At 62.1% G+C, this 14,347-nt stretch carries 12 protein-coding genes; 8 read left to right on the forward strand and 4 right to left on the reverse strand.

Going from position 1 to position 14,347, the window contains the following annotated elements:
• Positions 1–51: 51 nt before the first annotated feature.
• Genes ACO1VH_RS13970 through ACO1VH_RS13980 form a run of 3 tightly spaced genes read left to right on the forward strand, consistent with a single transcriptional unit; the run spans position 52 to position 4,621 of the window.
• Positions 52–1,245, forward strand: coding sequence for an efflux RND transporter periplasmic adaptor subunit (locus tag ACO1VH_RS13970; RefSeq protein WP_486245074.1), 1,194 nt, complete (start codon positions 52–54; stop codon positions 1,243–1,245).
• Positions 1,239–3,203 carry an ABC transporter permease gene (locus ACO1VH_RS13975; protein ID WP_486245075.1) on the forward strand — a complete coding sequence of 655 codons (1,965 nt, stop codon included), beginning with the start codon at positions 1,239–1,241 and terminating at the stop codon, positions 3,201–3,203. The genes ACO1VH_RS13970 and ACO1VH_RS13975 overlap by 7 nt, the downstream gene beginning before the upstream one ends.
• Positions 3,204–3,217: 14 nt before the next feature.
• A complete protein-coding gene (locus tag ACO1VH_RS13980) occupies positions 3,218–4,621 on the forward strand; it encodes an efflux transporter outer membrane subunit (RefSeq protein WP_486245076.1) in 1,404 nt (467 codons plus the stop codon).
• Positions 4,622–4,639: 18 nt separating this feature from the next.
• Here the strand turns inward: ACO1VH_RS13980 and ACO1VH_RS13985 are convergent, their stop codons facing one another.
• Positions 4,640–5,752 carry a DUF2242 domain-containing protein gene (locus ACO1VH_RS13985; protein WP_486245077.1) on the reverse strand — a complete coding sequence of 371 codons (1,113 nt, stop codon included), beginning with the start codon at positions 5,750–5,752 and terminating at the stop codon, positions 4,640–4,642.
• A 309-nt stretch (positions 5,753–6,061) separates the two neighbouring features.
• Between ACO1VH_RS13985 and gpmA the strand changes: the two genes are divergently transcribed.
• Entirely contained in the window at positions 6,062–6,781 is a 720-nt protein-coding gene (gene gpmA / locus ACO1VH_RS13990; RefSeq protein ID WP_486245078.1) for a 2,3-diphosphoglycerate-dependent phosphoglycerate mutase, read from the forward strand.
• Between the two features lie 83 nt (positions 6,782–6,864).
• Here gpmA and ACO1VH_RS13995 read toward each other — a convergent pair whose 3' ends face one another.
• Positions 6,865–7,356 carry a GFA family protein gene (locus ACO1VH_RS13995; RefSeq protein ID WP_486245079.1) on the reverse strand — a complete coding sequence of 164 codons (492 nt, stop codon included), beginning with the start codon at positions 7,354–7,356 and terminating at the stop codon, positions 6,865–6,867.
• Between the two features lie 226 nt (positions 7,357–7,582).
• On the opposite strand from ACO1VH_RS13995, the gene ACO1VH_RS14000 reads away from it, so the two are divergent.
• From ACO1VH_RS14000 to ACO1VH_RS14010, 3 genes are all read left to right on the forward strand, one after another.
• The gene (locus tag ACO1VH_RS14000) at positions 7,583–7,861 is read left to right on the forward strand and encodes a hypothetical protein (protein WP_486245080.1); all 279 of its coding nucleotides are present in this window, start codon (positions 7,583–7,585) and stop codon (positions 7,859–7,861) included.
• Positions 7,858–10,515: a bifunctional diguanylate cyclase/phosphodiesterase gene (locus ACO1VH_RS14005; protein WP_486245081.1), complete on the forward strand. Its 2,658-nt coding sequence runs from the start codon at positions 7,858–7,860 to the stop codon at positions 10,513–10,515. The genes ACO1VH_RS14000 and ACO1VH_RS14005 overlap by 4 nt, the downstream gene beginning before the upstream one ends.
• Before the next feature lie 181 nt (positions 10,516–10,696).
• On the forward strand, positions 10,697–11,266 hold the full coding sequence (locus ACO1VH_RS14010) for a DUF4142 domain-containing protein (protein WP_486245082.1): 570 nt from the start codon (positions 10,697–10,699) through the stop codon (positions 11,264–11,266).
• A gap of 147 nt (positions 11,267–11,413) precedes the next feature.
• Here ACO1VH_RS14010 and ACO1VH_RS14015 read toward each other — a convergent pair whose 3' ends face one another.
• Both ACO1VH_RS14015 and ACO1VH_RS14020 read right to left on the reverse strand, forming a co-directional pair.
• Positions 11,414–12,244 (reverse strand): hypothetical protein, encoded by an 831-nt coding sequence (locus tag ACO1VH_RS14015; RefSeq protein ID WP_486245083.1) that lies wholly within the window; start codon positions 12,242–12,244, stop codon positions 11,414–11,416.
• A gap of 327 nt (positions 12,245–12,571) precedes the next feature.
• Entirely contained in the window at positions 12,572–12,892 is a 321-nt protein-coding gene (locus ACO1VH_RS14020; protein ID WP_486245084.1) for a hypothetical protein, read from the reverse strand.
• A gap of 87 nt (positions 12,893–12,979) precedes the next feature.
• Between ACO1VH_RS14020 and oxlT the strand changes: the two genes are divergently transcribed.
• Positions 12,980–14,296: an oxalate/formate MFS antiporter gene (gene oxlT / locus ACO1VH_RS14025; protein ID WP_486245085.1), complete on the forward strand. Its 1,317-nt coding sequence runs from the start codon at positions 12,980–12,982 to the stop codon at positions 14,294–14,296.
• Positions 14,297–14,347: the final 51 nt, after the last annotated feature.

Here is a 14,347-nt window from a genome sequence, read left to right on the forward strand (position 1 = left end):
AGCCGGCTTCAAGGCCGATTTCATTCGGTGCAGATTCAAGGTTGATTGCTGATGCAGTGGGATAAACAGGCGAAGGCGCTGCTTCGCCGCAGAACGGGATGGATCGTCGTCGCCCTGCTGGGCGTGGTGGCAGCCGGCGCGCTGTGGGCGGGACTGCGCGACACGACGCGCTACGAAACGGCGCCGGTCGCGCGCGGCAACATCGAAGCCAGCGTGACGGCAATCGGCACGCTGCAGCCGATGCGTTCGGTCGAGGTCGGCGCGCAGGTGTCGGGCCAGATCACGCGCATCCACGTGCAGCCGGGCGACGTCGTCAAGAAAGGCCAGTTGCTCGCCGAGATCGATGCCAGCGTGTTGCAGGCGACGGTCGAAGCCGGCCGGGCCGAACAGAACGATCTGCGCGCGCAACTGGCGGAACAGCGCGCCTTGCATCGTCTGGCCGCACAACAACAGGCGCGCCAGCAGCAACTGTTACGCGAAGAAGCGACGCGTCTGGAAGACGTGCAGACGGCAGAAGCCGAACTGGCCGCGGCCGCCGCGCGCATCGCCCAACTGGAAGCGCGCATCGTGCGCACCCAGTCCAGCCTGAAGGCCGACGAAGCGCGGCTCGGCTACGCGCGTATCTATGCGCCGATGGCCGGCACGGTGATCGGCGTCGATGCGAAGGAAGGCCAGACGCTGAACGCGACCTACCAGACGCCGACGCTGATGCGCATCGCCGACCTGTCGCAGATGACGGTGTGGACCACGGTGTCGGAAGCCGACATCCGCCGCGTCAAGGCGGGACAGAAAGCATCCTTCACCACGCTGGCCGGTGACAGCCGTAGCTGGCAGGGCACGGTGCGGCAGGTGCTGCCGGCGCCTCCGCAGCCGGAAGGTGCGAACCAGAACGGCAGCGGCACGCAGACGCCGGTCAGCAAGGTTGTGCAATACACGGTGCTGTTCGACGTGGACAACGCCGATGCCGAACTGCTGCCGCAGATGACGGCGCAGGTGTTGTTCGTCACTGCTGCCGCGCGCGACGTGCTGGTGGCGCCGCTGGGCGCATTGCAGGCAATCCCGGAAAAGCCGCAGCGCTATCGCGCGCGCGTGCTCGGTAACGACGGCCGGCCGCAGGCACGTGAAGTACGCGGCGGCGTGGCGGACAGGTTGGCGGTGCAGATACTCGATGGCTTGCGCGAAGGCGAGTCGCTGATCGTCGGCGAAATGCAGCCGCAGGAAGGAAAACGGAGATTCCAGTGGTAGCACAGGAAGCGCCGTCGCTGATCGAACTGCACGACATTCGCAAGCAGTATGGCGGCGAAGACGGCGCGCCGGCGGTTGAAGTGCTGCACGGCCTGTCGTTGCAGATTCGCGCCGGCGAATTCGTCGCCATCGTCGGCACCTCGGGTTCCGGCAAATCGACGCTGATGCATCTGCTCGGCTGTCTGGATCGGCCGAGTTCCGGCCGTTATCTGTTCAACGGCCGCGATGTCGCGACGCTGGACGGCGACGAGCTTGCCTGGTTGCGCCGCGAAGCGTTCGGCTTCGTGTTTCAGGGCTATCACCTGATCGCGACCGAATCGGCGTGCGAGAACGTCGAGGTGCCGGCGATCTACGCCGGCATGCCGGAGGAAGCCCGCGCCGAACGCGCGGCGGCATTGCTGACGCGGCTGGGTTTGCACGACAAGCTGCACAACCGGCCGAATCAGTTGTCCGGCGGCCAGCAGCAGCGCGTCTCGATCGCGCGCGCACTGATGAACGGCGGCCGCATCATCCTCGCCGACGAGCCGACCGGCGCACTCGACAGCAAGAGCGGCGCCGAAGTGATGGCGTTGCTGCACGAGCTGGCCGATGCCGGCCACACCATCATCCTGATCACGCACGATCGCGATGTGGCGGCGCAGGCGCGGCGCGTCATCGAAATCCGCGACGGCAACATCGTCGGCGACAGCGGTACACAATCAAAATCGAACAACGCATTGCCTGCGCCGCGCATGGAAGAAGCCGGCCGCGATGCCGAAGGTGCGACCTGGCGTGCGGAATTGCGCGAAGCGGCACGTACCGCATGGCGCGGCATGCGATTGAACCGCGTGCGCACCGGCCTGACGCTGCTGGGTATCGTCATCGGCGTGGCGTCGGTGATCGTGATGCTGGCCGTCGGTGAAGGCGCGAAGCAGCGCGTGATCGCCGAAATGGGTTCGCTCGGCACCACCATCATGTACCTGGGCAGCGGCTATCCGTCGAATGGTGGCCCGCCGGGCAGACTGACGATGGATGATCTCGATGCTGTCGCCGCGTTGCCGCAGATCGGTCACGTGATGCCCATCATCGGCGATCCGGTCACCGTGCGTTATCGCAATGTCGACCGGCAGGTCTATGTGTTCGCCAGTGCGGCAGTGATGCCGCAGGTGCATCGCTGGCGCGTCGCACGCGGACGCTTCTTCACGCAGCAGGAAGATCGCGGTCTGGCGCCGGTTGCCGTGATCGGACACAAGGCGTGGCAGAACTTCTTCCCCGATGGCAGCGATCCGATCGGCAAACAGATTCTGATCGTCGACGCGCCGTTCGAGGTGATCGGCGTCATGGCCGAGCGCGGCGCCGATTCCGGTTCGCAGGATTACGACGAGATGATCTTCATTCCGTACGACTCCGGCCGCATGCGCGTCTACGATGCGCGCGCCGAGCCGGACTACACGGTGGTAGAAGCGGCGTCCGAGGACGTGGTGCAGGAAGCCGAACAGGCGATGAAGGAGCTGCTGGTCGCACGGCGCGGCCGCGACGATTTTCGTATCGGCAATGCCGCCGCCAAGCTGCAGGCTGCCGCGCAGACCAGCAACGCGATGAAGATGATGCTGGGCCTGATCGCCGCCGTCTCGCTGGTGGTCGGCGGCATCGGCGTGATGAACGTAATGCTGATGACGGTGCGCGAACGCACGCGCGAGATCGGCATCCGCGTGGCGACCGGCGCGCGTCAGCGCGACATTCTGCGCCAGTTCCTGACCGAGGCGGTGCTGGTGTCGGTGGTCGGCGGCGCGATCGGCGTGCTGGGCGGGCTGGCGATTGGCGCGGTACTGCTGCTGTCCGGCGTGCCGGTGATCTTTTCGGTGACGGCCATCATCGGCGCATTCGCCTGTTCGCTGGCGACCGGGCTGATTTTCGGCTACATGCCGGCGAAGAAAGCGGCCGCGCTCGATCCGGTCGTGGCGCTGGCTTCCGAATGAACGAGTCGATGACAATGAAGAAACTGAAGATCCTGACGACGACAGGCATGTTGCTGATGCTGTCGGCCTGCGCACTGCAGCCGCCGCCGCGCGAGGCGGCGTCGCCCGCGCCGGCGCGCTGGCTGCATGCAACGCAAAACGAACAGCAGAGAAATGCAGAGCTGACGGTCACACTCGACTGGTGGCGCGCTTTCGGCAGCGCCGAACTGGATGGACTGATCGAAGCGGTCCAGACGCAAAGCTTCGACGTGGCCGCCGCAGCGGCGCGCGTGGAGCAGGCGCGCGCGACGGCGCGCATTGCCGGCGCCGCGCTGCTGCCGGAAGTGTCGGCCAGCGTTGACGCACGACGCAACGGCCGGCTCGGCGGCCATGCCGAGACGACCGGCACCACCTACGCGGCCGGCATTGCCGCCAGCTACGAAGTGGATTTCTGGGGACGCAACCGCGCCATCCGCGATCAGGCAGGCGCCTTGCTGCGTGCCGCCGAATTCGATCGCGATACCGTGCGCCTGACGGTGACGGCTGGCGTGGCTTCGGCGTGGATGCAGGCAGTCGGTCTGCGCGAACGTGCCGTGATCGCCGCACGCAGTCTCGACAGCGCGCAGCGTCTGCTGAAACTGGTCGAATCGCGTGCGCGCGCCGGCGCGGCCATGCAGCTGGAACTGGCGCAGCAACGCGGCGTGGTGGCCGCGCAGCAGCGTGTGCTGGCGGCGCTGCAGCAGCAGGAGCGCGACAGCCGCACTGCGCTCGCCATCCTGCTGGGGCGCGACGTCGCTTCGCTGACGCTGACGGCCGGCGATCTTGCCGCATTGCAGGTGCCGACGATAGGCGCGGGCGTGCCGAGCATGCTGCTGGCGCGGCGGCCGGACATCGCACAGGCCGAAGCGCAGCTGCGCGCGGCCGATGCCGACATCGTTGCTGCGCGCGCCGCGATGTTTCCGACGCTGACGCTGACGGCCGGCATTTCCGCGCGCAGCAATCGCTCGCACACGCTGTTCGACAATCCGGTCTACGACACGGCCGCCGGCCTGTTGGCGCCGATCTTCAACGCGGGGCGACTGGCGGCCGGCCGCGATCTGGCGATGGCGCAGCGCGAAGAGTTATTGGCGCAGTACCGGCAGGCAATCGTCGCCGCGTACGGCGATGTGGAAACGGCGTTGAACGCGATCACTGGCATCGATGCGCAGCGCGTGGCGCAGGAAGAGGAAGCGCGCCAGGCGCAGCGCGCATTGACGCTGGCCGAATCGCGCTATCGCGCCGGCGCGGAAACCGCGCTGGTGCTGCTGGATGCGCAGCGCACCTTCTACGGTGCGCAGGATGCCGTCGCGCAGCTGCACATGCAGCGGCTGCAGGCATCGGTCAGTCTGTATCGTGCACTGGGTGGCGGCTGGCAGTTGCCGGGAGCGAAAGCTTCCTGACGACGGTGATCGGAGACGTTACGGTTGAGGTGCGGCGGTTGGCGGAACGGTGGTTGGCACAACATTTGCCGGAGAAGCGATTGACGGCGATGCCGGAGCCGATGTCGATACTGCTGTCGGCGCGGGTGTTTCTGCGGCATGCGAGGCAACGGTTTCGGTGGCGGCTGCAGCGGTTTGAGAGGATGCCGCGGCAACTGCCGCTGCATTGGCCACTGTCTCGGTTGTCGTTGCGGTAGCGACAGGCGCTGCGATCGGCGCGTCCGGCGTTGGTGCAGGAGTCGTCGCTGCAGGGACTGTTGCAGGAATTGCTGTAGGAGTTGTTACTGGCGCGGGAGCAGTGGAAGCAACCGCCGCCGCAGTTGCGACCGGAGGCACGATTATGGGCGCAGGCGTCGCGGCAACTCCGGATGCAACAGCAGCGGTGGTGGCAGCGCCAGACGTGACAGACATGGCCGGCGTGGTCACTGCAGGAGCAGCTGCCACCGGCGTCTCACTTGTGGCGGAAGACGGCATCGTCGTCACTGGACGCTCCGTCGAAACCGGCTTGACCGGAGCGGGCTTGGGCGTCGCCGCTGGCGGCGCCAGATGGTCCTCGTCCTCGTCTTCTATCGTGGCGTTGTCCAGGAAGCGTTCCACCAGATAGAAGAAGCGCGAATAAAACTTGTCGGACGAGATCGTCTCGCTCGCCACCTTCACCAGCGAATCATCGCTCGACGAGAACGGCAGCGATACCGAACCCAATACGCCCACGCCGAGGCTGGCGACGTTGTTGACCTTCTTCAGCGCATAGCGGTCTTCCAGCGCATTCACGTAGATCGACGATTTGTCGCCCTTGGCGTCGTCGTCGGTGCAGACCACGCGGAACGAAATCTGCACATGCGCATCGTCGCGCGGCTGGAAGCTCTTGCTGCTGGTGACCTGGTTGGGGCTGGATGTGACGATCACGTAACCCTGGCTCAGCAGCGTGCGGCGCACCGCTTCGCAGGCGACGGTGGAACTGACTTCGAAACGGCGCGAATAGATATTCGTCGAATCGAACTTTTCTTCCGTATAGACCGCGGGCGGCGCGCTGGAGCAGCCGGCGACGGCCAGCAGCAGCGCCGACAGCAGAATGCGAGTACTGAATTGCATGAAGGAGTTTCCCGATATTCCTGAACGGCTGACGCCCGTCTGTGCGCGCGCCTGGCATCGGCGGCAAATGTCGATGAGCAGGCAACGCGGCGAGCGTCAGCGGCGTTGACGCCATGTTCTCATATTGATTGCCGCTTCGTGCTGGCAGATGCGCCGGAAAAGCCGGTTTTTTCTGCAAAACGGCGATTTGCATGGTGATTTGTGCAACCGGTCTGCAGCGATGGACGTTCCGTAAAAGCATCTGTTGATAAACCGACATTCGCAATCTCGGTTAATCTTGCACCTTTGTGTTTCCGATACGGAAAAAGAATGGGCAATCTGGTCATCGTCCGCCACGGCGAGTCGCAATGGAACATGGAAAACCGTTTCACCGGCTGGACGGATATCGACATCACCGAAAAAGGCCGCCAGCAGGCGCGCCGCGCCGGTCGTGCATTGGCGGAGGCCGGTTTCCGTTTCGATTTCGCCGTCACCTCGCTGTTGAAGCGCACCATCCGTTCGCAATGGCTGATCCTCGAAGAAATGGATGCGATGTGCCTGCCCATCGTCAAGCACTGGCGGCTGAACGAGCGCCACTACGGCGCGCTGACCGGGCTGCGGCGCGAGGACACGATCGCGCAGTTCGGCGAGGAACAGGTGTGGAAATGGCGTCGCGGCTTCGACAGCCGTCCGCCGCTGATGCCGGCCGACGATCCGCGCGCGCCGGTACTTGAAGCGCGTTATCGCGACATTGCGCCGCAACTGCTGCCGCTGGGCGAATCGCTGAAGGATACGGTCGAACGCGTGCGCGTGTTCTGGGACGAAGCCGTCGTGCCGCAATTGAAGCTGGGCAAGAACATCATCATCTGCACGCACGGCAACAGCCAGCGGGCCCTGGTCAAGCTGCTGGAAGACATGCCCGACGACGAGGCGGCAAGTTTCGAAGTGCCCAACGGCGTGCCGTTGATCTATCGTCTCGATGCGCAGATGCGCGTGCTGGATCGTCAGTCGATGCAGATTGCCGAAGCGACGCTGTCGACGATTCTTTGAGCATTCCCTGATTTCGGGGCGGCGTGCCGGCTGGTGCCGCCCTCCATTCGTTCTCTCTATTTAGTCAGTCGGCTGCCATCGGCTCATTCCGGTGACGTCAGCCCCAGCCGCGCATGCCATTCGGCCAGCGATTCTTCCGGATAAACGCTGAACTGCTTGTCCTTTTTCCCCGCATCGATCTGCACCCACGGCGCCTTGAAATCCAGCATCAGGTGCGTGGTTTCCGGCGGCGCCGGCAGCGGCGTATCGATGGCCGAGGCGAACGGATGCATCAGCTCCGGCCACGCCGGATCGAACAGCCATAGCGCGCTGCCGCAGCGCCGGCAGAAATGGCGCTCCGCCTTGCTCGCATGCGTGCGCTCGCCCCGAACGCGCATGACGGCGTGGTAGATGCTGATGTCGTCTTTGCCTTTTATCTTCAACGTTTTCGCGTCGCCGCCGATGTTGATCGCATAGCCTCCGCCACCCTGCGTCTTGCGGCAGATCGAACAGTAGCAACGCTGATAGGGAACGGGCGTGGCGCTGTGCAGCGAAAACTGCACGGCGCCGCAATGACAGGAGCCTTCGAGTTGCATGGGTGCCTCCATCTTGGGTTCACGGGAAATTGGATGCAGCCGGCGCGGAGCCGTTCCCCGGTAACCGAGCCAATGCTGCATGGCAACATCGATACAGTGCGGCGATTTTGCATCCGCCTTTGTGCGGTACCCCATTGCGAATGCGTGACTCTCATGGTGCAATGTGCGCAATTGTTTCAAGCGTTCCGTTCAGCCGTTCCTGTTATTCCTGTTGATCCTGCCCTGGATGTTCGAAGCCCGCGCAATTCGGCGGACTTCGACGGGCAAGCATCCGACCGATCCTGCGGATGCCGTCTCTCTGTTTTTCTCTGTCGCGTTTATCGGTGCATTGCTGGCCGATGCATGCGGCGGCTCGTGCAGCAGGCTGGCATGGATTGATCGTGCTAGCCGCACGGGGGGTATCATGTTATTGCCACGCGGCACCATGTCCCACGAATCTCCTGAGCAGGTTTCACTTTGGCAAATGCGCATCGTAAAATCGATCATCGTCTTTCAGGTTATTTGAAGCGATACGGATACCTGAAGGAACACGTCGGCACCATCATCCTGTGGCCGGCCGGCTGCCTGTTGCTGGTAGCCGTCATCTGGGGCATCACGTTCAGCAAGATCGCGATGGACCACGAGGACGCGGAACGCGATGCCATCGCGATGGCCGTGTCGCTCTCCAATGCCTATTCCCAGCAGCTGTCGCGCACTGTCGACCAGATCGACGCCCTGTCGCTCAGCCTGAAGTATTACTGGGAGCATGGCGACGGCAATATCGATCTGCAGGACCAACTGCGCGAAGGCTTGTATCCGCCGGCTTCCGATTTCTACGTCAGCATCATCGACCGCAACGGCGTCAGTATCGCCAGCACCTTGGCCGGTCCGTCGATCAATGCGAGCGATCGCGATTATTTCCGGTTCCATCGCACACATGCCGACGAAAGCATGCGCATCGATTCGATGCTGACGGTGGGGCGCCGCTCCGGCCGTTCGGTGATCCGCTTCACGCGCCGTCTCGATGCGGCGGACGGTTCCTTCGCCGGCGTGGTGTCGGTCGGCGTGGATCCGGCTTTTCTTGCGTCGTTCAACGACGAAAGCAGCCTGAAGCCGCGCGATTTCATTTCGATCCGGCACGACAACGGCACGCTGCTGGTCAGCGAGAAGGGAGCGGACATCCGTGGCGGCCAGGTGCATCTGCGTCCGCCCGTATTCGCAGCCGAAAGCGGCGTGCGGCGCATGCCGGCGGACAAGTACAAGGATCACGAGGCGCGCATCCTTGCCTGGCACAAGCTGCAGGGCTATCCGCTGGTTTCCTATGTCGGCCTGGCGGAAAAAGACCAGTATGCCGCGCAGAACGAGACTGCCGCCGGCTATCGGAAGATCGCCGGCATCGCCAGCCTTGCGCTGTTCCTTGCTGCATTGGTCGGCATGCATTTCTCCGCACGGCTGGCGTGGCGCAAGAAACAGGCCGAAGAGGTGAAGCGCACCTATCACCTTGCCATCGACGATGCGCGTGAAGGTTTTTACATGGTGCGCGCGCTGTACGAGCACAACAACGTGCTGCAGGATTTCATGATCGAGGATTGCAACGAGCGCGGCGCCTCGCTGCTCGGATACACGAAGCGCTCGCTGGTCGGTATGAAGATCTCTGAAGTTAATCTGGGGCAGGACGCGCAGCAATCGCTATCCGTCTATCGGCGCGCGATGGAATTCGGTTTCTATGAAGACGAATTCCAGTTCACCGATGCGAAGCCGGGGCAGCCTAGCTGGGTGCATCGCCGGCTGGTGCGTTCGCAGACCGGCCTGGCCGTCACGCTGCGCGACATCTCGGAAACGAAGGAGCATGAGCAGCTGCTGCTGACGATGGCCAATACCGATGCCCTGACCGGTCTGCCGAACCGCTACTGGCTGATCAACTTCCTGCCGACCGCGTTGCGCAGCGCGAAGAATCGCGACGGCATCCTCGCGATCCTGTTCATCGATCTGGACAACTTCAAGAACGTCAACGACACGCTCGGCCATACGATGGGCGACAAGCTGCTGCGGCAGGCGGCGGCACGGCTGAAATCGGTGCTGCGCGCGGAAGATCACGTCATCCGTCTCGGCGGCGACGAATTTACCGTGCTGCTGAATTCGGTCGTCAATCATGACGAAGTGGTGCATGTCGCCTCGCGCATTACCGAATCCTTCCGCGAACCCTTTGTCATCCTCGGACGCGAGATGCGTATCGGCACGTCGATCGGCATCAGCATGTTTCCGGATGACGGCGAAGAACCGGATGCGCTGATCCAGAAGGCCGATATCGCGATGTATGCCGCCAAGGAGGAGGGCAAGGGCACCTTCCATTTCTACGATCAGAAACTGTACGACAGCATTCGCAGCAAGCTCAATGCGGAAGCCGAGCTGGTGCGCGCGATCGCAGAGAACCAGTTCGAGATGCATTACCAGCCGCGCGTGAATGCCTTCACCGGCCGGCTGACGGGGCTGGAAGCGCTGGTGCGCTGGCGTAATCCCTTGCGCGGCCTGATCCATCCTTCCGAATTCATTCCGCTGGCCGAAAAGAACGGTTGTATCGTCCAGCTCGGCCAGCTGGTGATCGACCAAGTGTGTGCGCAGATCGCGCAATGGCAGCGCCAGGGCGAACCGCTGGTGCCGGTTTCGGTCAACATCTCGCCGACGCAACTCAACGTCGGCGGTGTCGATACGCTGATTGCCGGCCTGCTCGAAAGCCATGGTATTGCGCCCGAGCTGATCGAGGTCGAACTGACGGAATCGGCGATGATGAGCGAATCGACGGACGTGATCGGCCAGCTGGCCGCCATCAGCAATCTCGGCATCAAGATTCATCTGGACGATTTCGGCACCGGCTACTCGTCGCTGTCGCGTCTGCAGGAAATCGACATGCAGATCATCAAGGTCGATCGTGCGTTCACGTCGCGGCTGGGCGAAGGGCGGGAAGGCCAAATCCTGTTCAAGACCATCGTGCTGATGGCGAAGGCGCTCGACATGGGCGTGATCGCCGAGGGCGTGGAAACGGAAGAACAACTGCACATCCTGCGCGAACTCGGTTGCGACGAAGTACAGGGATACCTGATCGCGCCGCCGCTGCCGGCCGCCGACATCCTTGCATTGATGCACCGCCAGTATCTGCTGGCGGATACGGTGACTACCTGAGTCCTGCTGCTGTTCCGCTGCTGTTCTTTACGCGCTCGTTCTTCTTTTTCTCTTCTGTATCTTTTCTTGTAATGCGCCATCTGCATGGCCGGCGGCAGAACTATTCGCATGCAACGAACTCCCACAGGCGGAACGTGCGGGCAAGATTTTCCTGCCTGCAATTGTCTGATGGAGAAACAAGATGGTGAAGAAACAGAGTGCAACACGTTGGACGATACGACTGGCAGGCGCGACATGCGCTGCCATGCTGGCCTGCGCTGCGCCGCTGCATGCGCAGCAGACCAACACCGATCCGGTGGCCGCGACGGCGGAAGCGCGCGTCAGCAGTGGCGACCGCGAGCTGATACGCGATATCGCGCAAGCCAACCTCGGGGAAATCGATACCGGCAAGCTGGCATTGGAAAAATCCGAGGACGAGAAGATCAGAAAGTTCGCGCAGCTGATGATCGACGATCATACGAAGGCTCTGGAGGAGCTGCGCGCATTGGCGCAATCGAAGGGAATCACGCTGCCGGAGGAAACCGATCTGCAGCACAAGACCCTGCACACTGCGCTGGGCCTGTTGAGCGGCAGCACCTTCGATTCTCAATATATTGCGCGTATCGGCATCGGCGACCATGAGCGCGCGGAACAGCTGCTGGATAAAACCATACGCGAAACGTCGGATCAGGAACTGAAGGTCTATGCGGAGCGCAACATCAAGGTCGTTCAGCGCCACTTGAGTGTGGCGCGGGCCATCGATACGAAATAGTCGACGATAAAAAGAAATCCGGCGGGCAGGTGGTGAATGCCGCGGCCGGATCGGACATTGCGTTCGGCGCATCCGTTTCATCCGATGACCGTTTGATTGGCCCTAGATTGCCGATCGATTGCGGTTCTGATTGACGCTTGTTGCGCTTTATTGCGCCAGCCGGAATTCCTTCTTCAGGAAATCCTCCAGCTCGGCACTGTCCTGCGGCCGGGCCGACAGCACGACCACGCGTCCCAGACGGCGCGATTCCCAATGGAAGTCGCCGCGTTCGGTCTGCCGGATCAGTTCGATCATGCGGCGCACGATTGCCGTATCTACATCACCGTTCAATCCTGCATCGACCTGGATCAGCTGTCGCGTATCCGTGCGTCGCCGTACGTTCCAGCCGCGGAAGATGAATTCCGCGGTACGCGCGCCCTTGTAGGTGATCTGGAATACGCCGCCAGCTTCCTGCTGGCCGTGCGATTGCATCTGCAACATCTGTTGCACGTTGGCGCGCGCGATCGCGCTGTCGTCCTGCGGTTCCTGCTTGCTGCTGTCCGGTTCCTCGATGCCGGCGGCGCGACGGCGATCGCGTGCGGCGGCCAGCATGTCCGAGATGTCGGCAGTGGGCGGTAATTTCTTCGATGCCGTCTTTTCGGGCGGCAGCGATTTATCGAGCGCGGTTTTTGGCGCAGCCTGTTTCTTCTGTGCGACGGCGGGTTTCTGCTTCTGGCGCGGTTGCTGTTTCGCCATGGGCGGCGGCGCCAGCACCGAACGCGGCGGGGCCGGCGTGGCGGGCGGCGCGGACGATTGGGGCATCGGCAGCAGGCGCACGGTCAGCGGCATGTTTCCCTTGGGGCCGGGCTCGTTGATGTCCATTGGCGGCGGCGGTTGCGTCGCGAAACGGAACAGGATCAACGCATGCAACAGCAGGGAGAGTGCCAGGCCGATCGCGGCGCGTTTGCGCGGGTGAGCGAGAAGAGGCTGGGACTTCATGTGCAACGACAGGTGTAAACCGCTCCATTATGAGGCCGCTGCAACATCCGTGCGGCGAGAACGATGCGGTGCGAACCGCAAATAAGAGTGGCTGCAGCCTGCTTGGTTCCTTTCATTTTTTCTTCACAAACGATGCCGGAATTACCTCTGAACTACGTATTAGTACGTATTTTTGTTACGTACAAATACGTATTGGCGCAGAAAGCCTAAATCCGTATCGTCACGAAATCTTAACGACACCCTAACCTGTTTTTAAGAAAAAGGCCGACCCCGGCCGAATGCTTTTGCGACTAACGCTTTGACCGGCCTGACGGCGGACAAGGGACGTTACCAGAGAAGCAATGTTCTCGGAAGGCGGGGTTTTCTGATTCGTTCCTTCCGGGAACCGGTTTTGACGAAAGCGAGGTGCAGCATCCGATCATTCCACACCGCAAGGGCGATCGGCAACGGATCGTAATAGCGGAAGGCGGAACGGCGTTCGACCGGACCTGCAACATGGCCGCCTGACAAAACAACAGATTTGCGCGTCGCTGCAGTTTGCGACATCAACAAACAATCGTCTTCCGGGGGTTGCGCCAAGCAAGCCTCGCAGATGGCAAGAGGAACAATCATGACAGAGGTATTCATCCCATCGGGTGGCGCTTCCACGCGTGCATCCCGCAATTTCGTTCAGTGCGATTTTGTTCAGCAACATTGCGCTCTCCAATTCAACCCATCGATTCAAGGAGCTGGCAAATGAGCGGCGCACCTTCGGCTACCCTAGACAAACCGGTTTCCAACAAGCGTTGGTGGCAACTGGTCGTCGGCGTGATCTGCATGATCGCGACCGCAAACATTCAATACGCATGGACGCTCTTCGTTCCTGAAATCCAGGACAAGTTCGGCTGGGCACGTGCGGAAATTCAAATTGCCTTTACGCTGTTCGTGCTGGTGCAAACCTGGCTGGCGCCGATCGAAGGCTATTTCATCGATAAACTCGGCCCGCGCCTGATGGTCGCATTCGGCGCTATCTTCATCGGCGTGGCATGGGTCATCAACTCGCAAGCAACGTCGCTGGCTGGCTTCTACGTCGGCGCGGCATTCGGCGGTATCGGTGTCGGCTCGATCTACGCAACCTGTATCAACAACGCGCTGAAATGGTTCCCGGACCGTCGCGGCCTGGCAGTCGGCCTGACCGCTGGTGGTTACGGTGCTGGTTCCGCTGCAACGATTCTGCCGATCGCGGCCATGATCGAATCGTCGGGCTTCCAGGAAACCTTCCTGTTCTTCGGTATCTTGCAAGGTTCGCTGGCGTTCATCGCTGCATGGTTCCTGCGTTCGCCGGCCAAGGGTGAAGTTCAGGCTTCGGCAAAACTGGCACAGGCAACCCGCGACTACACGCTGAAGGAAGCGATGAGCACCAAGCTGTTCTGGCTGATGTTCTTCATGTTCATCTGCGTCGTGACCGGCGGCATGATGGCTGTTGCACAGCTGGGCGTGATCGCAACCGATCTGGGCGTCAAGCACTTCGAAGTCAACCTGTACTTCTTCACGATGGCTGCGTTGCCGCTGGCCTTGATGCTCGACCGCATCATGAACGGTATCTCGCGTCCTCTGTTCGGCTGGATCTCGGACAACATCGGTCGTGAAAAGACCATGGTGATCGCGTTCACGCTGGAAGGCTTCGGCATCATCGCTCTCGGTTACTGGGGTCACAACCCGTGGGCATTCCTGATCCTGTCGGGCGTCGTGTTCCTGGCATGGGGTGAGGTGTACTCGCTGTTCTCGGCACTGGCTGGCGACGCCTTCGGTACCAAGCACATCGGCAAGATCTACGGCGTGCTGTACACGGCAAAAGGTATCGGCGCCCTGTTCGTTCCGGTCGGCAACCTGATGATGGAAGCAACCGGAACCTGGTCGACGGTTCTGTACACGGTGGCGTGCATGGACATCACTGCAGCAATTCTCGCGGTCGTGGCCTTGCGTCCTACGCTTGCCAAACACGTTGCACGTTCGAAAGAACTGCAGCGACAGGAAAGCGCTGCTGGCGGTACTGCAACAGCAACGGCCTGACGCAATTTGTAGTCTGTAATGCTCTCAACTTTCAGGGCCCCTTCGGGGCCC

This window comes from Oxalicibacterium sp., from assembly GCF_057353965.1.